Annotated in this window: 24 protein-coding genes; 6 read left to right on the top strand and 18 right to left on the bottom strand. The window is 42.3% G+C overall.

Annotated elements, in window-relative coordinates:
- Positions 1–198 precede the first annotated feature (198 nt).
- The gene (locus ACFOGI_RS14610) at positions 199–1,416 is read left to right on the top strand and encodes a hemolysin family protein (RefSeq protein WP_390274106.1); all 1,218 of its coding nucleotides are present in this window, start codon (positions 199–201) and stop codon (positions 1,414–1,416) included.
- A 128-nt stretch (positions 1,417–1,544) separates the two neighbouring features.
- Here the strand turns inward: ACFOGI_RS14610 and ACFOGI_RS14605 are convergent, their stop codons facing one another.
- From ACFOGI_RS14605 to ACFOGI_RS14595, 3 genes are all read right to left on the bottom strand, one after another.
- Positions 1,545–1,727, bottom strand: a complete 183-nt coding sequence (locus tag ACFOGI_RS14605) for a hypothetical protein (protein ID WP_390274104.1) — start codon at positions 1,725–1,727, stop codon at positions 1,545–1,547.
- A 77-nt stretch (positions 1,728–1,804) separates the two neighbouring features.
- On the bottom strand, positions 1,805–3,115 hold the full coding sequence (locus tag ACFOGI_RS14600) for a hypothetical protein (protein WP_390274101.1): 1,311 nt from the start codon (positions 3,113–3,115) through the stop codon (positions 1,805–1,807).
- A gap of 256 nt (positions 3,116–3,371) precedes the next feature.
- Complete coding sequence (locus tag ACFOGI_RS14595) at positions 3,372–3,788, bottom strand: universal stress protein (protein WP_390274098.1); 417 nt, start codon at positions 3,786–3,788, stop codon at positions 3,372–3,374.
- Positions 3,789–3,931: 143 nt separating this feature from the next.
- Between ACFOGI_RS14595 and ACFOGI_RS14590 the strand changes: the two genes are divergently transcribed.
- Positions 3,932–4,111, top strand: coding sequence for a hypothetical protein (locus tag ACFOGI_RS14590; protein WP_390274096.1), 180 nt, complete (start codon positions 3,932–3,934; stop codon positions 4,109–4,111).
- Between the two features lie 46 nt (positions 4,112–4,157).
- Positions 4,158–4,382 (top strand): hypothetical protein, encoded by a 225-nt coding sequence (locus tag ACFOGI_RS14585; protein WP_390274093.1) that lies wholly within the window; start codon positions 4,158–4,160, stop codon positions 4,380–4,382.
- Between the two features lie 344 nt (positions 4,383–4,726).
- Here the strand turns inward: ACFOGI_RS14585 and ACFOGI_RS14580 are convergent, their stop codons facing one another.
- Positions 4,727–5,386 carry a YczE/YyaS/YitT family protein gene (locus ACFOGI_RS14580; RefSeq protein ID WP_390274091.1) on the bottom strand — a complete coding sequence of 220 codons (660 nt, stop codon included), beginning with the start codon at positions 5,384–5,386 and terminating at the stop codon, positions 4,727–4,729.
- A gap of 227 nt (positions 5,387–5,613) precedes the next feature.
- On the opposite strand from ACFOGI_RS14580, the gene ACFOGI_RS14575 reads away from it, so the two are divergent.
- Entirely contained in the window at positions 5,614–5,928 is a 315-nt protein-coding gene (locus ACFOGI_RS14575) for a DUF3243 domain-containing protein (RefSeq protein WP_390274089.1), read from the top strand.
- Positions 5,929–6,028: 100 nt separating this feature from the next.
- Here the strand turns inward: ACFOGI_RS14575 and ACFOGI_RS14570 are convergent, their stop codons facing one another.
- Both ACFOGI_RS14570 and ACFOGI_RS14565 read right to left on the bottom strand, forming a co-directional pair.
- Positions 6,029–6,388: a DMT family transporter gene (locus tag ACFOGI_RS14570; RefSeq protein ID WP_390274087.1), complete on the bottom strand. Its 360-nt coding sequence runs from the start codon at positions 6,386–6,388 to the stop codon at positions 6,029–6,031.
- Between the two features lie 13 nt (positions 6,389–6,401).
- On the bottom strand, positions 6,402–6,719 hold the full coding sequence (locus tag ACFOGI_RS14565) for a DMT family transporter (RefSeq protein WP_390274084.1): 318 nt from the start codon (positions 6,717–6,719) through the stop codon (positions 6,402–6,404).
- Between the two features lie 167 nt (positions 6,720–6,886).
- Here ACFOGI_RS14565 and ACFOGI_RS14560 point away from each other — a divergent pair, with 167 nt between their 5' ends.
- Entirely contained in the window at positions 6,887–7,822 is a 936-nt protein-coding gene (locus ACFOGI_RS14560) for a hypothetical protein (RefSeq protein ID WP_390274082.1), read from the top strand.
- Positions 7,823–7,826: 4 nt separating this feature from the next.
- Here the strand turns inward: ACFOGI_RS14560 and tatA are convergent, their stop codons facing one another.
- The 10 genes from tatA to ACFOGI_RS14510 all read right to left on the bottom strand — a co-directional run bounded on the left by tatA (position 7,827) and on the right by ACFOGI_RS14510 (position 17,121).
- Positions 7,827–8,039 (bottom strand): twin-arginine translocase TatA/TatE family subunit, encoded by a 213-nt coding sequence (tatA, locus tag ACFOGI_RS14555; RefSeq protein ID WP_390274080.1) that lies wholly within the window; start codon positions 8,037–8,039, stop codon positions 7,827–7,829.
- Between the two features lie 41 nt (positions 8,040–8,080).
- Positions 8,081–9,868, bottom strand: a complete 1,788-nt coding sequence (locus ACFOGI_RS14550) for a GMC family oxidoreductase (RefSeq protein WP_390274078.1) — start codon at positions 9,866–9,868, stop codon at positions 8,081–8,083.
- A 27-nt stretch (positions 9,869–9,895) separates the two neighbouring features.
- Complete coding sequence (locus ACFOGI_RS14545; protein ID WP_390274075.1) at positions 9,896–10,645, bottom strand: gluconate 2-dehydrogenase subunit 3 family protein; 750 nt, start codon at positions 10,643–10,645, stop codon at positions 9,896–9,898.
- A gap of 616 nt (positions 10,646–11,261) precedes the next feature.
- Complete coding sequence (locus ACFOGI_RS14540; RefSeq protein ID WP_390274189.1) at positions 11,262–11,462, bottom strand: cold-shock protein; 201 nt, start codon at positions 11,460–11,462, stop codon at positions 11,262–11,264.
- 696 nt (positions 11,463–12,158) lie between these two features.
- Entirely contained in the window at positions 12,159–12,641 is a 483-nt protein-coding gene (locus ACFOGI_RS14535) for a hypothetical protein (protein WP_390274073.1), read from the bottom strand.
- Positions 12,642–12,693: 52 nt separating this feature from the next.
- A complete protein-coding gene (locus ACFOGI_RS14530; protein WP_390274070.1) occupies positions 12,694–13,947 on the bottom strand; it encodes an aminopeptidase in 1,254 nt (417 codons plus the stop codon).
- A 506-nt stretch (positions 13,948–14,453) separates the two neighbouring features.
- Positions 14,454–14,927 (bottom strand): GNAT family N-acetyltransferase, encoded by a 474-nt coding sequence (locus ACFOGI_RS14525; RefSeq protein ID WP_390274067.1) that lies wholly within the window; start codon positions 14,925–14,927, stop codon positions 14,454–14,456.
- A 114-nt stretch (positions 14,928–15,041) separates the two neighbouring features.
- Positions 15,042–15,497, bottom strand: coding sequence for a VOC family protein (locus tag ACFOGI_RS14520; protein ID WP_390274065.1), 456 nt, complete (start codon positions 15,495–15,497; stop codon positions 15,042–15,044).
- Between the two features lie 404 nt (positions 15,498–15,901).
- Positions 15,902–16,447, bottom strand: coding sequence for a hypothetical protein (locus ACFOGI_RS14515; RefSeq protein ID WP_390274064.1), 546 nt, complete (start codon positions 16,445–16,447; stop codon positions 15,902–15,904).
- Between the two features lie 188 nt (positions 16,448–16,635).
- On the bottom strand, positions 16,636–17,121 hold the full coding sequence (locus ACFOGI_RS14510) for a YjdJ family protein (protein WP_390274062.1): 486 nt from the start codon (positions 17,119–17,121) through the stop codon (positions 16,636–16,638).
- 413 nt (positions 17,122–17,534) lie between these two features.
- On the opposite strand from ACFOGI_RS14510, the gene ACFOGI_RS14505 reads away from it, so the two are divergent.
- A complete protein-coding gene (locus ACFOGI_RS14505; RefSeq protein ID WP_390274060.1) occupies positions 17,535–18,314 on the top strand; it encodes an enoyl-CoA hydratase/isomerase family protein in 780 nt (259 codons plus the stop codon).
- 914 nt (positions 18,315–19,228) lie between these two features.
- Here the strand turns inward: ACFOGI_RS14505 and ACFOGI_RS14500 are convergent.
- Both ACFOGI_RS14500 and ACFOGI_RS14495 read right to left on the bottom strand, forming a co-directional pair.
- Complete coding sequence (locus ACFOGI_RS14500) at positions 19,229–19,399, bottom strand: hypothetical protein (RefSeq protein WP_390274058.1); 171 nt, start codon at positions 19,397–19,399, stop codon at positions 19,229–19,231.
- Positions 19,400–19,558: 159 nt separating this feature from the next.
- Positions 19,559–19,711 carry a VanZ family protein gene (locus tag ACFOGI_RS14495; protein ID WP_390274186.1) on the bottom strand — a complete coding sequence of 51 codons (153 nt, stop codon included), beginning with the start codon at positions 19,709–19,711 and terminating at the stop codon, positions 19,559–19,561.
- Positions 19,712–19,796: the final 85 nt, after the last annotated feature.

Below are 19,796 nucleotides of genomic sequence, written 5' to 3'. Positions count from 1 at the left end.
ACCAAACCAGTCGAGATGATACCTGTTGTCCGCTGATAGGTAACTCTTCCCCCTACTAAGCAAAAGGCAGATTTGTCCATATGCGGACTACAAAGAATTTGCCTAGTCGCTGGCCATGTGATAGGTTAATTTTATTAAGCATTGCATGGTCGCTTGCAAATAGAGCGCTATTGCTTACCAACAAGGAGGAGTCCATCCATGATCATTGCGATCATTGTGTTGCTATTCGTTTCCCTGTTCTTTTCCGGCAGTGAGACAGCGCTTACGGCCACCAACAAGGTGAAGCTTCAAACAAAAGCAAAAAATGATACAAAGGCCCAAAAGCTATGGAACTTGGTATCCAAACCGAGTGTATTCATCACCACTATCCTGATCGGAAACAATATTGCGAATATCCTGCTTCCTACATTAGTGACCACCTTGGCCATTCAATATGATTTCAATGTCGGTTTGGCTTCTGCCATATTGACCATCGCCATCATCATATTCGCAGAAGTCATCCCAAAATCGGTGGCGGCTGCATTTCCCGAAAGGATCGCTTTCATGGTCTCCCCCATCATCCGGTTTTTTGTCGTCATCTTCAAACCGATCACCGTTGTACTGAACTGGTTGACCGGCATGCTGACGAACCTGCTATCCAAAGGGCAGCCGGCGACAGAATCCGTGTCGAAGGAGGAATTCCGGGCAATGGTGGACATTGCCGATTCGGAGGGAACCTTCCATAAAGCCGAGTCTTATCGTATCAAGGGAGCATTGGATTTTCACAATTTAAATGTAAAAGACGTATTGAAAACACCTCGTGTCGACATTGAAGGTCTGCCGATCAATTCTACCTATGAAGAAGTCAGAGATATTGTCATCCACCACCCCTTCACTAGGTATCCGGTTTATAAGGAAGATATGGACCACATTGTCGGTGTGTTCCATTCCAAGTACCTGATCCAATGGTCGACCAACACGGAAAAGTCTCTCGAATCATTCAGTGACATGGACCCGTTGATTGTCTATGAGTTCCACTCCGCCGAGTGGGTATTCCGCCGTATGACGCTGGAAAAGAAGCATATGGCGATTGTCTTGGATGAATACGGCGGCACGGAAGGAATACTGAGCCATGAGGATGTAATTGAGGGCATGATTGGACTGGAAATTGAAGATGAATTGGATCCCGACTCCGACCCGCTCATTGAAAAAATGAGTGAAACGGAGATGATCTGTGATGGAAAAATAACGTTGCGGTACTTGAACTCCCTCTTTGGCACGGATATCCCGGAAGAAGAGGATGTGCTTGCCGGTTATCTTTTGAAAGAACTGAAAGATTTCCCTGAGGAGAACGAAGTCATCGAACGTGGAGACCTTACATTCAAGATATTGAAAGTGGAGGGCCGGACCATCCGCAAGGTCCAAATCATTAAATGAACGGAGCATACAGAAGCATGGTATTTCTACAGAAAATCCATGCTTCTTTTAATTAGATCACCTTCGCCCCCATCACCCCCGGCTCTATCGCCAGTCGGAAGCGTTGCATCGGCCGGCAACTCCCCTATTCAACTGTCCCCCCCGTAGTTGGATGTCTCTCTGTTCGCTTTCAATATTTCCTTCAAGGTAGCATGGATATTTTGCAGGCTTATCAAAATGAATCCAAGCATGACAAATGTGATCATTTCCCCTGTAAATATGGAGACGATCGCCAGTATGGCAGCATATAGTCCATATAGCCAGTTGTTCATTGGTTATCCCCCCCCCGGTTGAAATTCCTCTTTTTCTTATGGATCTTTCATGTGGTTGTGTAGATCAGCTCAATTGTTCATTCTTCTACATCTTTCAATTCAAAAGTCCGTACAACATTTAAATAATCGTCCAGCAACTCTTCATACTCAGGAGCATCCAAGGCGATATCGAAGGTTACCTCATATACATGGCCGTCGGTCTCCTTTAAAAACCAGTACTCTTCATAGCCATCGAAGTCCACTCGTATTGCCGTTGTGAATATTCCTGTATCAAAGCCTTCTTTCTCATGCAAATACGTAATCGACTGGGCACGATCGTGCTGGAATGGCACAAAGTCATCCAGGCCTCTATTTCTCATTTCCTCTTCCCGGTTTCTCGCATGTTCCTCCTGTTCTACGCGGATCACGATTTCCGAACTTCTCAGCGTAAAGTGCTCTCGTTCAATGCTTTCCTCGTAGATGGTGTCAAAAGTATAGCGGTAGACATGGTACGCAGGAAAGGAGTATCGGAATGTCGCAGCCTCCGGCAATTCGAAGGAATAGCCGACTTCCGGATAACTGCCTTGAAGATTCTCTGCAGGCTCATAGGACAAGTTTTTCGGTTTATCCAACACAACCTCTTCATGGAAATCTTCTTCCTGATCGGTAATCGTCCGTACGGAAGCCAGCATCGTCTCCAACAGCTCCTCTTTTTTCTGTTCCGGAACAGAAATGGCAGTACGAAGATAGGTATGCTCCAATTCACCAATCAGTTCATAGTGGATCACACCTGGTTGTGGTTCACTTTCAATCATATAGGTGTAAGGCTCGATATCATAATCATCCGTGGTGTGGACAGTGGGCTCTCCCTCCATCCCTTCCATTTCTTGCAATCTTTTTATTCTTTCTACCGTTTCTTCCCTTAATTCTTCCAAATGGAGCGCAGAGTTTTCTTCGACTTCCTGTGTCACTGACTCGATCATCTCTTGAATTTCCGCTTCTGTCGGCTCTTCCCCTAGAGAGAATCGCTGCTTGGCATAGACATACCGACTCTTGTTAAAAGGTTTTACCTCCATCGTCGGCACCTCTTTTTCAAGGTCGCTGGAGGTCGTTTCCAAGGTGAACGGGAAATCATCGGCGGATGGCTTATGCCAGAAGAACATTTTTTCTTCCGAAGTATCTGTTTCATAACGCGAGAGCCTTTCAAAAGAATCATCCACCGTCACCTGGTACGAATGTGGGAGCAACCAGTTGCCTGGATCATCGGTATCCTCTTCTTGCACAAATCCATAGGTTGTTCCCGGTGCATCATCTTTCTCGTCATCTGTATTGTCTGTTTCCGCTCGATCCGCTGTCGAGCAAGCATATAAAAATAAGAATCCCAACAACATGAGTCCTGCCCTTTTCATCACTAGTCCTCCATAAAGTATTTTTCCGTTCGCTCCGTATACCTGCAATCTATATTTTTGTCGAAGCCCTCCATTAAAATAGCACCCTTGACTGCACAGCGCCGACAACATGGCCACCGTGCTATGAAGGGTGCTGGTATTCCTAGTCACTTTTTTTGGGAGCATGGGCATCCCGGCGACAGATGGCTATCGATCGGATTTTCCTCGCCCGATGCCGTGGCATCCGCGCGTAAAGTGCGTTTCATATCGTGCGAGTCTATTTCACTATTAACACTGGGCAATCGGACCGCTTGGCAACCTTGTGGCTCACACTCCCGAGGATGAAGGACTGAAGATCGTTCAGGCCGCGGCTTCCGATGACCACACAATCGAATTCCCGCTCATTGGCAAACTCCACAATCGTCGGTCCCGGCTCCCCATGAAGAACATGCGTACCATAGGGAATCTCCGACGCTTCCAGCATCTCGCTGATCGGCTTTATTTTCTCTTTCCGTTTCTTTTCAATCTCATATTTATTGGCATTATGCAGGACGTCCTTCTTGGCTGTATCTCCATCCACCACATAGACCGCATCAATACTCCCATCAAACTTCTCTGCCAATTCCAACGCATAGTTTGCAGAACGAATGGAGTGCTCCGAGCCGTCGACTGCTAATAGAATCCGTTTAAACAAATCATCCACCTCATTATCTCAGCCATTTTCCTTAACTATAACACAGATGATTCCCTGCTGTAACGATGATAAATCCCACCACTTCGCCATTTTACAGCCGACACCCTGTCTGGTAGGCTTATAGGAAATGGAGGGATTCGTGCATGAAAAGCAAAATGGTCATTCTCATCCTGTTCCTGTTCACACTGGCTGGCGTCGCCATAGCCTGGTTCTGGATGCAGCACCTCACCGAGAACAATCAAATGTCCTCGTCTACTGTAACAGGGGCCGATGTCCTTGCAGTATGGGAAGCTTCCTCTTCTTGCATTCTAGCTGTTTTGTAGCGGAGAACCCTCTTCCCGCTTCAGGTGGAGCGTGGGGGCTGCGCTGATGGGAAACAGCGTGGAGTGGAAACTTTGCGGGGATATCGGCAGGAGGAGGGCGGTTATCGGCAGGTGCGACGCTTTATCGGCAGGAGAATTCATTTATCGCCAGGTGCATGGCGATATCCGCTGGAGAATTCACTTATCGCTAGGTGCTCCGAATTATCGGCAGGAGAATTCATTTATCGCTAGGTGCTCCGCTTTATCCGCTGGAGAGTTCACTTATCGCTAGGTGTGCTGCTTTATCGGCAGGAGAATTCATTTATCGCTAGGTGCGCCGCGATATCCGCTGGAGAATTCACTTATCGCTAGGTGCTCCGAATTATCGGCAGGAGATTTTACTTATCGCCAGGTGCATGGCGATATCCGCTGGAGAATTCACTTATCGCTAGGTGCTCCGAATTATCGGCAGGAGATTTTACTTATCGCCAGGTGCATGGCGATATCCGCTGGAGAATTCACTTATCGCTAGGTGCGCCGCGATATCGCCAGTACAACTTCTTTATCCCCCCGGCGCGCATGGTCATTATATAAAAATCCCCCTGAAGAACAATTCTCCAGGGGGGAATTCTCGTCTTATCCAATTTTGCTGGTATCAGCGACAGTCTTTTTTCGGAAACTTTCATCCATTCGATCCACCATACGCCCCATGTGCAGATAGGTATACTGGAACAGCGGACTTTGGATGAAGGTGAAAATGAATGTAAATATGAATACCGGGCCTCCCAAGAAAAGTCCGAGCACCAGTACAGTGGTTTCGGTGATGATGCGCACCTTTCCGATGGAAGCACCTGTTTTATCGGAGATCGACAGCATGAAGCCATCCCTTGGACCGGATCCTACTCCCGCTGCGTTATAGAACCCGCCGCCAATTCCCATCACCACAATTCCTGTGATGATCACCAATATATCCATCCAGGTGCTGGACGCTGTCGGCAGAAAACCGAGCCAGAGATACAAATCCACGAACGCCCCAACTAGCACGGCATTCAGGAACGTCCCCAATTTGATATAGGATTTATCGAGAATCCAGGAGATGACGATCAGCACAAAGGAAATGATGATCGCCCATGAACCGACGGACAATCCCACCTTATCATAAAACGCAACATTCAAAACATCCCATGGATGGATGCCCAGATGCTGCATATTGATGGTTATGCTGATCCCCAAACTGAAAATCATGATACCAATAAGATAAACAGACCAGCGCAACATATGTACCAATTCAAACATCCCTCTTTCTTTCTAATAGTAATAGATTTCTTCCATATGATTGGTTTTTCCCTTAGGCGTTGGGCCTTTCCAAACAACCATCGTGTAAAAATCAGTCCAATCAATCAAATATCTATTATAGCATATCAGAAAAAAAAGGAATGGTGAGCGTATTTGCTTCAATTGATGGTTTATCTTCCCCATCGTGTGGGGCATCGCTCTATACATCTTCAAAAAGGAGGTAAAGAATGGGAGACAACAGGACAAATGTCTACATCGACCGGGAAGTAACCAGCATTGATGAAGACAAGAAGGATGACATCCTGCAGAACTTCGACCGCTTTACCAACTACCTGGAAGACAAAATGGAACTAGGCAAGAAAATGGGATTGAATGAAGATAAACTGACCAAAGGCGCAGAGAAGATCGCCGATTATCTCGCCAAGCATGAAGAACCACGTACCCGTGAGGAAAAGCTGCTTCAGGCGTTATGGAAGGTTGGCGATACAGATCTGCAAAAAGGACTAGCCCGCATGCTTGTCCGCCTTGTCGATGAAAAGTAAGAATAAGAGATAAAAAATACACTTGGAACCAATCATTCCAAGTGTATTTTCGTACTTCTGACCCGAGGATAGCCAATGGATACACGGTTCCACGCAAAAATCATCTGCTTTTCGCGGATGCATGGTCCGCTGCTTGCGCTTTTTCTTCTGAAAGGCTCAGCAATACGATCCCTGTAATGACAAACAGCAGCCCTGCCAGCTTCACCGCATTGAAATGCTCCTGGAACAGCACAACACCCACAATAGAAATCAGAGCCGTCCCCACTCCCGACCAGGCAGCATATGCGGTGGACAGCTGCATGCTTTTGAGAGTCAAGCTGAGAAATACGAAGGCATTCAGAAATCCCAAAATTACGCCGATGGTCGGCAGTGGATTGGTGAACCCTTCCGACAATTTCAACATGGTGGAAGCAAAAACTTCTGAGATGATGGTAATTGCCAACAGCAATAACCCTTTCATGATGCATTACCTCCTAATTCGCCAAATTCATCATCAGCACCCCGATGACAAGCAGACCGATTCCCATCACTCCCTGCCGGTTGATCTTTTCCTTGAAAAAGAAGACACCCGCAAGAGCGGTGAGAACAGTCCCGACACCGCTCCACGTGGCATATACAAGCGATAGGGGCAAGTGTTCCAGTGTAATCGACAACAAATAGAAGCCCGTGCCGAAGCCAGCAATCACTCCCATCACAGGCAGCACTCTCGTAAAACCATTGGACAATCTGAGCATCGTAGAACCGAATACTTCCAGCAGGATGGATATTCCCAGTAACAGATAGGCCCCCATCCGAATCAGCCACCTTTATATCGAGATTTTCTTCCATGCATGATCATTTCAACATAAATCATCTTTTGCTTTCTCTATATTTCCGATTCTATTTTCCACTAAACTGGCTTCTTCTGGGAGGCTGGGAAAATTTATACCATGCGTTAGGGGAATCAGCTTATCGCCAGATGCGCTGCAGTATCAGCAGGAGAATCAGCTTATCGCCAAGTGCGCTGCGATATCAGCAGGAGAACCAATTTATCGCAAGGTGCGCCGCAATATCAGCAGAAGAATCAGCTTATCGCCAGATGCGCTGCAGTATCAGCAGGAGAATCAGCTTATCGCCAAGTGCGCTGCGGTATCAGCAGGAGAATCCAGTTATCGCCCCGTGCTCAGCGATATCAGCAGGAGAATCCGTTTATCGCCAGGTGCACTGCGGTATCAGCAGAAGAATCTATTTATCGCCAGGTGCGCTACAATATCAGCAGGAGAATCCGTTTATCGCCAGGTGCTCCGCGGTATCAGCAGAAGAATCCGTTTATCGCCCTGTGCTCAGCGATATCAGCAGGAGAATCCGTTTATCGCCAGGTGCACTGCGGTATCAGCAGGAGAACCTACTTATCGCCAGGTGCGCTACAATATCAGCAGGAGAATCCGTTTATCGCCAGGTGCTCCGCGGTATCAGCAGAAGAATCGATTTATCGCTAGGTCCACCGCGATATCAGCAGGAGAATCAAATTATCACCAGGTCCACCGCGATATCAGCAGGAGAATCAAATTATCACCAGGTCCACCGCGATATCAGCAGGAGAACCTATTTATCGCCCCGTGCTCAGCGATATCAGCAGGAGAATCCGTTTATCGCCAGGTGCACTGCGGTATCAGCAGAAGAATCCGTTTATCGCCAGGTGCTCCGCATTATCAGCAGGAGAATCCGTTTATCGCCAGGTGCGCGGCGGTATCAGCAGGAGAATCCAGTTATCGCCAGGTGCTCCGCATTATCAGCAGGAGAATCCAGTTATCGCCAGATCCCCCCGCATTATCACCAGAACCCCCCTTATCCCCCATTCCGCACCGTCACCACCCAAAAAAGCGGACAGCCATTGCTGTCCGCCTTTCCATAAAGCCTCATATGTTGCTACCCTTATCAGACTCGGGCTGGGCGTCTTTCTCTGCTTGTGTTTCTTCGTCACTCATCAGGCTGTTTGCTGATGTTTTGAATTCAGACAGGGTCTGCCCGAAGGCTTTTCCTATTTCCGGCAGCTTCTTCGGTCCGAAAATGATCAAGGAGATGATCAGGATGAGGATCAACCCCGGTATTCCTATATTCGTAAATCCCATGGCATTACCGCCCTCCTACATGTACTGCTGGCGCCTCACCATCAGGCAAGTCTCCGATTCTTCTTCTTCTCGGCTTCCTTATATTTTTTTGCAAGCTTGCTTTTCTGTTTAGCCTGGACGAGCTGTCCACCGCCACTTTCCCTGTACTGCAGAATACCTTCTGCTGCACGGTAGGCAAGCGCACCGACTGTTCCTGTCGGGTTGTAGCCGCCATTGTGGGCGAACGCGGAAGCACCGACGACGAAGACATTCTCATGGTCCCACATCTGCAGGTAGTTGTTGACTGCGGAAGTTTCCGGATCGTCACCCATGATGACTCCGCCGGTATTATGGGTGGTCTGGTATGGGACAATGTCATAGTGGTCCGGCATGGTCGCCTTCTCTACGATGTCCGCGCCCATTTCCTCCATGATTTCCGCCGCACGGTCGGATAAGTATTCATGCAGTTTGCGGTCCTGTTCGGTAAAGTCGTAATTCAGACGCAGGAGCGGATTCCCGTGTGCATCTTTATAGGTCGGATCCAGGTCCATATAATTGCTCCGATGTGGCATGGAAGCACCTTGCGCCCCGATGGAAAGCGACCGGTGATAATAGTGGAGCGATTGTTTCTTGAATTCCGATCCCCATCCAGGTGTTCCGTTCGGTACAGGGTTGTTGGCGATCGGACGGCGCCCGGTTTGGGTGATCGACATTACGCCACCATGGATGAATCCGAGATCGGAGTGGTCGAAATTGTCCCCGTTATAATCATCGACAGAGGCACCAAGCGCACCGGCGCCCATATACGTATTGAATTTCTCATCTTCAAAATAGCCGGTGGCCCCTGGCAGGATCTGATAGCAGTAGTTCTTCCCGATGACGCCTGTGCCGTCGTCCGGATTATAAGGTTTGCCTAGGCCGGATTGAAGCAGCAGTCTCGTATTGTTCATCACATAGCTGGTCATAACCACAATATCTGCCGGCTGGATGAACTCCTCACCGGACTTCAAGTCGACATACCGCACACCCGTCGCCTTCTGTCCGTCATGCATGATTTCCACGACATCCGCGTCCGTACGAAGCTCGAAGTTCCCGGTATCCAGTGCTGTCGGAATAACCGTCACATTCGGTGTAGACTTGGCACCGTACTCACAACCGAAACGCTCACAGAATCCGCAGTACTGGCAGGCATTGATCTGCTGGCCATCCGGATTTTCATAGTTCTCGGAAAGGTTACCGGAAGGCATCATGAACGGATGCAGTCCGAGGTTGCCTGCAGCCTCTTTGAATCTGTCGAGGATCGGCGTGCTTTTCATCGGCGGGGTCGGATATGGATTGCTCCGCGGCGGCCCCATCGGATTTTCCTCTCCACTGATGCCGGCTATCGCTTCAAACTGATAGAAATATGGCTCCATTTCTTCATACGTGATCCCCCAGTCTTGCAGGGTATAGTCTTTGCCCAGCTTATCCGCTCCATATTTTTGATCGGTCATGGTCTTGATCTGCAGGTCATATGGAAGAAAGCGCCATGTCTGGCCATTCCAGTGCACACCAGCACCACCGACCCCTTCACCCGGAAGGAAAGATCCCCACTGCCTGATAGGAAGTGCTCGCTCCTCCCTATGGTTACGGAAGGTCAAAGTTTCCCTGGAAGCATCCTGCATCAGCTCATACCTCAGTGCATAACGATACTCATCATGCACCATCTGAAAATCGGATGTATCCCTGTTTTCCCCACGCTCCAGGCCGACAACTTTCACTCCTGCTTTTCCCAGTTCTGCGGCGATGATACCGGCGGTCCAGCCGACACCGACCGTTACAACTTCCACTTTATCGAGTTCTTGTGCCATTATGATTCTCCTTTTCCGTTAGTCAGATTAAAAATTGGTATGGGATGTCAGAGCATCCGGAGCCATCTCTACAAAGTCCTCATCACCGATCTGCTCTACATAGCTCATTTGGCTGCCAGGAAATTCTTTCATCTTCCATCCTTCCATATCGGCATTTCCGCCGTACAATGGATCGGAATAGGCTCCTGCCAATGTCGCAGATTTCAATTCTTCAAAGAACGTAGAGGATGTAGCACCCTTCATAGCGACCGCATTATTTTCAAATTCGGTCAGGATCTCATCCTGCTGGTCCCCTTCCAGATCGACGAACGATGCATCGAACCGCTTGTTGCTCTCGTCATTCAGAGCACGAATTCCTACCATGAACAGCTCATGCCTCCGCAGCCTGGTCTGGTATCCCTGATAATCGGTACCAGGTGAGAATGGTCCTTGCATATACTCCCGGTCATTATGCCCGTAAGCACCGGCCAGCTGGTGATCGATGAAGTACGGCACACCCAGCGTAACGGCACCTGGACCATTGTCATCCTCCGGGAAAATCCGCTCTGTCGCCGCGCTGAGTGTATTGAAATCTTCCCGTCGTTTGAAATACATCAAGGCGCGGTTGTAATTATTCTGCTGTTCCGTCGTCTCCGGGGCGGTTTCCTGCTCGGTGTCGAGGAGATTCGTCCCCAGCAAGGACCCAAGGATTCCACCACCAATCGCTCCACCGGCTACATAACCTGTATTCTTGATAAATCTCCGCCGGGAAATTTTTTGTTCTTGTTCTTCTGCCATATGAATTCCTCCATTCCAATACAAAGATTCACCTTTTCAGGTAGTGCTGGATCCTCCATCAAAGGTCTCACCAGCCGGTTTTATCCAGTATTTATGTGTAGGGTATGCAATTCTTTGATAAAAAAACATATTTCTCCAATTTTTTTGCAGCATCTTCCAAAAACCGCCCGCTGAAAAACTTTGTGAAAGTTCATATTGGATATTTAGATATTAAAAAAAGGAACTTCCCTGAATGAGGAAGTTCCTGTTCATATTGGTATTCGCCCAGCATGTTATTCTATATCTAGTTTCCGGCAGCCCAACAATTTGGAATGAATAATCACTCCTTTATGAACTGGTGTAACTGCTAGACTAAACTTAACCATTTTCGCTTGATAGAATTGAACACTTTTTCACCATAATCCCTTCAATCCATGTAAAATTAACAAGAATGTTAATGACTGATATGGAGGGTGCTTGCCAATAATGTGTACCCAAGTGGCCCATCAAGATACTCCCGCACAACTTGAAGCTTAAGTGTTGAGCTATACTTAGCCATAATAAAACACCCCAAAGTTAGATTTTTGACTCTAACTTTGGGGTGCACTTCATGACAGAAGAGCTTTTACACTACAGTTTATTGCTTAGCAACGTTAGCTGCTTGTGGTCCACGGTTGCCTTCTTCGATATCGAAAGTAACTTGTTGACCTTCTTCTAAAGTCTTGAAACCTTCGCCTTGAATTGCTGAGAAGTGTACGAATACATCGTCTCCACCTTCAACTTCGATGAAACCGAAACCTTTGTCTGCGTTAAACCATTTTACTGTACCTGTGTTCAAAAAACATTCCTCCATTGTGCATAATACAAGTTTTTCTCTTTGGTTGTTGATATCTTTATTCATAATATACCCCGATTCACTCAAAAAAAACATTCCTCTTTTTAACAGAAGGACTTTTTGTTCAATTATTGCATCCTTATCTGTAAGACTCGATTTCGAGATAACCTTAGAGTCGTTGAGTAAATCCTTGCCCATCCGTTAGTGAAGCAATGGATGTACATTCCACTTCTCAACCAATATTTTCACAAACAATTCCATACTCATTTAATATCCACTTATCCAATTCGTCCTTAGCGGGAGTAGTAAACACCATAATTGCTATAAGGAAAATAATCGTGACCAATTCCTGCTATAAACAGTCTCTTTTTATTTTTCAAATGAGTCACACCTTCTTAATTCCCTATTTCCATAATCTCGCTTATGTATGATTGTACCGCTAACCTGTGTCGTTACTTCAATAAGCGAAGAACTGCCAAATAGACAATTCTTTGTTCTACTAACCGTTACTTTGAAAGTAAACCTACTCTTTATTAGTCTCCTTTAATTCTTCGCGTATCTTTTTTAATTCCTCGGTCTGCTCAAGGATATTATGGTTAACTTTTCTCATTGCATCATAGATTGCAAATAACCCAGCAAATAGTAGTACCAAAATCAGTGATTCCACTTCTTTCCCTTCTTTCTAAGCGACTTTTCTTATTAACAAAGAACATTCATCAAGATTAACACTGTGCCAAAAATAGAAGAACTTACTAATATCCATCCTGTTTGTAGATACACGAAAGCTACTGCTACACTAAAGTTCTTTATGCTGGCTATATTCTTAGCAATTTTTAAGTTGAACGGAACAAAATAGAGGGAAAATAGAAACCCTCCTGATAATGAAATACAGAAGTAAATAATTACAAAGTTAGAAGTAAAGTCTGCAACGAAACTCCCGATTATAAAAAATGGAACTCCAGCCCAAACAAAGAATGTTATAGCTAATAGCACCAATGCCATAACAACCAACATAAAGTTCCTTTTAAACACGTCTAAATAATTATGAAGATATAAGCTCAATACTACCACTCCTTGTTTCTTAAAGTATTGCACCCGTTTGTTTAAGTACATTCTTTCACAAACATAACCCATAATCTTCATTTGTTCCAGGAATGCTGCCCAGTTTGTTTTCACTAGCACTAAGTATAATCCACCAGAAATCAGTTTTCTCTGTTTTTAAGTTGGGTACGTTTTAGAATTGGAAATCCCCATCCTTCATTAACAGGACTTCCGTTCCACCTTCTTTAATGCCCACTACTTTCATATCTTCGGTACCAAAGGTCACATTGACTGACAAAAGTGAAGTATTCAGACCCGATGCCTTTAACTCTTCCTCAGATTGGTCAATGCCATTTTGGATATTGGAAGGAGATGCATTTCCGATTCCAATATGACTGGCCGTATTTTCATCAAACAAGGTATTGTAAAAAAGAGTATCTGCCTGAGCAAGAGGGGATTTATTAGAGACCAAGGCAATTTCACCTAGATAATGTGATCCTTCGTCTGTTTCGATAAGATTTTGTAACACTTGCTGTCCCTTTGCGGCATAATAGTCGGTAATCCGTCCATCTTTAAAAATTAGATAAAACTCATCGATGACACTTCCCCCATAGATAAGAGGTTTAGTACCTACCAATTTGCCATTCACCTTATTTTTATGGGGAGCAGTAAATATTTCCTCCGTAGGAATGTTCGGAAAGAAAGGTCTTCGATTTTTATCTGTGACACCTCCACCGATATAGAGGTGATTTTTAGGTAGACCAACTAATAAATCAGTTCCACGACTATTTGTAAAATGCAGGGCTTCAAATTGGCTCTCATTTAGGATCTTTTTTCGAGACTCGAAGGCTCTATTGTGATTCTCCCAATCTTTTATAGGGTATTTCCCATCTGCCCGAGATCCTTTTAAAATTAATTTCCATAATGATTGTAAAGCTTCTTCTTTACTTAGGTTGGGAAATACTTTCGTTGCCCATTCAACGCTCGGGACAGCTAGAAGACACCAGCGTATCTCGTGGGATCTAATTTTCGCATAATAATCCCTTAATTTGGTACGAGAAGCTTTTTGGAAACGACTTATCCTTTCTGTAGAAACCTCCTTAAAAGCATCTAAGTTTTCAGAAATAATATGGATGTAAGCAGCACCCGCATCGTCCCACTCTTTAAACCGGGCAGCCAGCCAATCAGGAAAGTGATCGATGACACTATCTGCTGCATTTAAGTAAAATTCTTTGGTAGACTGTTCATCTGTCCAATCTATAAATACATTTAAAGCTCCTGCCTCGTAGGCTACCGTTTGGATTAGACGTGCAAACGTAGCATTTTGTATATCACTATGAATAATCAATAATTGATTTTTTTGCAGATTTACACCAGCTCGTACAGCAAGTTCTGCATACTTTTTTAACTGTGCTTCACTTATGAAATCATATATTCCTTTAATCATTTAATATCTCCCCTGCGATGTTCTTGTATAATTTTACTACAGAACCCTGACCTACTTAACCTGCCCCGTTATCAACATGCAATAGGAGCTGCCAAATCGACAACTCCTTGTTTTCACTCTAGCCCCTGTTAATTTAAGTGTTAAGTTTCACAACCTTTCCGGTTTCTTCTACGAAATAATCTAATGATTTAATGAATTTGGAATGCATGTTAGAATGTACCATACTTGGAGGTGAAAATATGGAACTGTATATTATAGTAATAATATTTATTCTAATTGCGGTTGTGTTCAATTTCTCGGAAATAAAAAAGCAACAAAAAACTATTATTAGGCAAAATGATACAATAATCGCTTTATTAGAAGAGATAAAAAGTAGATAAGTTGATTGTTAATTTTTTCCATCACCAACTTAGAAATAAGATTTGTCATGTCCATCTAGAGAATAATCTTTTATTAATGTAATAATGTAACTATAAGTACACTTTTTCTCAAACTTCATAGAAACCTTAAAAATGTAATGTCATTTTTCTACTGGCGGTTTCCATTCCAAAATTCTCATAGAAAGCAATGGCTTTCTTGTTAAACTCCCACACATTTAAATCTAAAGATGCAGCATCTTTGTGTTTAGACCATTCCAAACAAGCTTCAAATAGAATTTTCCCTATTCCTTTTCTTTGGTAGCTTTTCTTTATACCAAAATCACTCATATAAGCAAATTTCCGTGGTGTCATAGAGCCAAAAGGTGGAGACTCGTTTAGTTCCATAACCGCAAAACCAACAATTTCTTCATTTATTTTAGCAATTAATATTTCGCTCTTTGGGTCTTCTAACAATTCGCGGAAATAGTTTACTGGCATAACTTGGTCCACCTTATTAAAAATGTGCGGTAAGGCCACCGAATGTTCATCTTGCCCTTCTTTAACTATCAAATTCACAGCGTAATGATCGCCAATTCTTGCCAAACCTATTGAAATATTCATTAATTGACCCTCCTATTTTTATAAACTTCTTTGTTAACCCGCCCCTTTAACACAATATGAGCTGGTACATCAAGAACTCTTTGTTCTACTCTTGTACCCATTAGTGGAAGAGTTTTATTTATTCATTTCTTCCCATTTACTCAAATACATACGTTCTGTTAAGTTTTTTGGATTATCCATTTTACAAATGAATTCTAAACTATTGCCATCAGGGTCATTGAAATGAATTTTGGCGTGTGCATAATCCTTGTGAGGCATCACAAAAGGATCGATTGGTTCAAAACCAAATGCCTCCCTAGGCTTATACCCTTTATCTTTAAGCCAACTAACTGAATTCTTTAATCCTTCTAAAGATACCTGAAACGCTATATGTCTTATCGAAGGATGGTATTCAAGTTCTACCTTGTCAGTTTTCCATAGTCCCAACCAACTTTTATCCTTTTCAATCCATAAAAATGCCAACCTATCCTCGATGGTATGGTCAAGTTTAAGCCCAAGACCACTATAAAACTCTATTGAATGTTTTAAATCACTTACTGGTAAATGTGCTTCATATAATCCTTGTATCATTTCAAAGACCTCCAATTTCTATTACACTTGTTAAATACTTCTACCACGATCGTTAAATAACTTCATGTACATGATAACATAATATTCAAAAAATATTCCTCTTAAAAAGAGACGATCATTTTGGTGATCGCCTTGTTTAACAATTGCACCTGTTACTTTAAGTACACCCCTTCAATTTCCCCAACCAGAATGCCTCTAAGTGATTTAAATAAATTCACCTAATACATAGCTCTATAGTAATTAAATGCTTCCAAACACCATTACTAGAATGAAAAAAGTTAAAACCAGCAGTAAAACGGTTACTTTTATAAATTTGATGTACCCCCCTGCAGTTTATCTTCTAATCCACTTGTAGCTTAAGCTTAAATGGAGGTATGTTCACTAACATTAGCCAAACAGGCAGTTTACTTCATTGAAGTTACAATCTCAATGAATTCATCTTTGGTAACCTCATCTTGTGGATTCTCATAGTTTTGCATCAATTGAATCATATGGGAAACGCCACTTTCTTCACGCCATAGGATAAAATGGATGTTTTCTCCTTCGTCCGTGTGATATGTGACTTCAGCACCGTTATCTAATTCTATTTTTTCGGTACTTTCCTTTTCATTACCAATTTCATCTCCCCCATTTGGATAGGTGTGTACCATCAAATTCCATTTACCCTCATCTCCAGAATATTGTGTTAAAGCCATAATGATCTCTCCTTCAGGTGGATTAGCTGTAACACGGAGGGACGGCTCTGAAGGAAACTTCGTTGGAACACGAAGGGCTTCTTTCGCCTCGTTAGGCAAATCATTAAGGTTAGTTACCGCTTCCTCTGATAAATGACTGGTTTTTTCTTCAAATGAAACCTCTGAAGAAGAATCTTTCCCATCACTGGTTTCGCTACCACACCCTGTTAAAACAAAAACAATAGCTAATGCCATTGCTATACCTATTTTTTTCATAAAAGAACCTCCTCTTTTTAACCATATCCATATTAAAAATATTCCTATAATCCTTTATCCGAAGCATAAATTAAGAAAGTTTCGACATATTTTATTAAACATTAATGTTCTGGGAAATACACTGATATTTCTCACAAGAAAAGACGACCATATTACTGATCGTCTTTTTTTACTACTTCATCTTTTAACTAAGTAGCGTGCCGCAAATACCTTTTAGTTCCCTTTTTAACCTTAAGAAAGAATAGAAGGGAAAGGAAAACATTAAGAATACCAATGGTTAATAGAACAATAGTAAAATAAGTACCTCCTGCTGTTGGGGAGTTTGAGGTTAGAACTCCTAACAATAAATACAATACACTTAAAATTAAGTGGGAGACGATCAATGATTTAGTGTTTTTTCTCAACAATAAGTAACTACTAATCATTAGAATATAAGAAAGGCTAATTACCATTAAAATAGGAAACGCAGGACTGAATTTTGCTGCATATATGAAATGGTCTAATTGAGATATATCAGTTTTATTTGTAATTTCACCGTTGAACATTCTTGAAAAATATGCAGAGTATTTCCATTCATATGAATCAAACCTTATAGCACTTCCCTCGTACCACGCAGCAAATGTTGAAAAAATCAACACCCCAAATGCCAATAGATATTGAATTACATATTTCATATATATTCCCTCCCACAGTTATCTTTCTCCTATCTCCATACTCTGATATACAAATTTTACCATATATTATTTTGTTACTTTAACCCTTTTCGCATCTTCTTAACAACAATACTTTTCTGCGGGAGTGCTCCCCTAAAGACTATCTTGTTAAACAAACCTCCCCTTAGCTTAAGTGAATTTGTTTACAAACTTTAATAAACATCATTTTAGATGATTAAGACTGGTCGTTGTTTTCTACTAGTTAATTTAGTAAATGGAACTGGTATCCATATAATCTAAGCTTTTTTTATTTCCGAAATTGTTGAATTTTGTCATTAAAACAGTTCTAATTAACTATATTTTTGAATAGTACGATTTGTTATGTTTGATAATAGTGACAATAATGAAACTATTTATTTTGGGAGGTACATATTATGAATAATGAATTTTTAATCTGTAGTATTGAAAATAAAGTGGCTACTGTGACGATTAGTCATTCACCTGGTAATAAATTAAATACACGAGTATATCAAGAAATTACCCAATTAATGGAGGAATTAGAAGCCGATGAAAACGTAAAAGCTATCGTCATTACCGGAGATGGGGAAGAAGCGTTTGTTGCTGGGGCAGATATCAATGAAATGGTAGATTTGGATACAGTCGGAATGATGGATTTAACACAAATAACCAGAACCTCCTATTCAAAAATTGAAAACCTTAACAAGCCAGTGATTGCGGCTATTAATGGAGAGGCACGTGGAGGAGGGTTTGAGCTGGCTTTATGTTGTGATTTGCGCATTGCCTCGGAAAATGCACAATTTGCTTTTCCCGAAATCAATTTAGGCGTTATACCAGGAGGCGGCGGTACACAGCGAATCCAAAAAGCTGTTGGACAAGGCATTGCGAAAGAATTATTGTATTTTGGCGAAACAATCGACGCCGAACGTGCTTATCAGTTACAAATTGTTAATAAAGTGGTGGACAAGGAAGAACTTTTATCCACAGCAATAGAATGGGCAGAAAAGCTAACGGAAAAAGCACCTGTAGCATTAAGAATGATGAAGTTGGCCGTAAATACAGGAGCAAATGTAGATCTAGAATCAGCTTTGACGATTGAAGCAACTAGCTATGATGGAGTCTTTGCAACACAAGATCGCAAAGAGGGTATGGCAGCACGTGTTGAAAACAGAAAGCCGAACTATGAAGGTAGATAAAGAAACAGTTACATTCTATCAGACACTTTTGTGGAATGGGGAATTCGAATAACTTCACCTAAAAAGGTGGAGTTCCGCACGCTAAGGTTTCGACCATTAGTTTATGTTCTTCAGATAGATAAGGGATGGGGTTATCTCCCCCTTTTCCCCACTTAGTTCAATGAATATTAGAATAGGGAATTTTTTGAATGGATCTTTAAAAGTTGAAAAGCTGTAACCCGTTAATGACATTTATGTATGGTTCGGTTGCTGAATCAATGATCAATCTGGATTATTCCACGAAACTGCCCCATTAACTCAATAAGTAACTGTCCTTGAAATACTAAAGCCCCCAATTGTTGAAAGAACTATGATTTTCCTTTAAAAGCAATTACTAAGAACGCTATACCGACTATTATAAATAACAACACAAAGATGTTATTAGAAAATGAAACATCTGGATTAGTCCGCCATGAACCCGTATTTATTTGTGCAAGCCAATATACATAAGAACTCAAACGTTCAAGTGTGTAGATTAACCCACTTGTCAAAATGGATAAAGAACCTAAAATTAAACTTGTATTTTTATTCATACAGTACAAACCTGGCCCGTTGAAATAATGGCGCTCCACTTGAAGTAATACAAAGCCTTTTAGGTCACGAATAAAGTGAAACAACTCGAATCTATGCCGAACTAAGTGGAAGGCTCCGCCAAGAGTTTCTAGAAAATATTTTTAGAATGAAGAAGAGCAACGTTTAGAGCTCCACGTTGCTCCCTTCATTATTGCAACCCTATTGTTGAAGAAGTTAAAAGCCGTTTTCTCTTGTTCTATAAACCATAAGTATTAAAAATATCAGGAAACGAAATGATTAGCAACCAGCCTATAATTACAGTTGCGAAAAAACAAGTCCAACCTATTATTTTTGTTCTTTTATCAATTTTCAGTTTTTCTCTCTAATGTACTAATGTAATTAATTACTAAAAACAAACAAATATAAGAGATAAATCCCATATACCAGTGTCCTAAAACAGATTTATCTCCCGAAAATAATACTACAACTAGTAAAATCACTCCAAGTGCTATTCTATTTATTATCGTTTTCATATAACCCCTCCTGATCTTTCAACGAATTTCCTTAGTCGATACAATTCAATGTTAATATTTATATTTCATTTGGTATCTTCAAATTCTTATTAAAGAAACCTGCCCCGTTGCTTCAATTATGGAGAAAAGGAATTTTTTGTTATTTAAGCATCGCACCCGTTAGTGGAATAACCTTATCCTGTTTTTAAATAATACAAAAATCAGAAAACCTAAATACCCACCTAATGTATTTAATATAATATCATCTACATCAAATACACCTAATTGAGTAACGTATTGCAATATTTCAATAGAAAAACTAAACAGCAATATTATAACTATTGTTAAAAATGTTTATGGCATTCTAAAAATGTAAGGTTTGGCAGCTAATATATGTAGTATCTGAGCATAAAAAAGT

It is taken from the genome of Virgibacillus xinjiangensis, from assembly GCF_042643145.1.
Taxonomy (GTDB): domain Bacteria; phylum Bacillota; class Bacilli; order Bacillales; family Amphibacillaceae; genus Virgibacillus_O; species Virgibacillus_O xinjiangensis.
The sequence above is the reverse complement of the archived record's forward strand: the minus strand, read 5'-3'. Positions and strand labels throughout refer to the sequence as shown.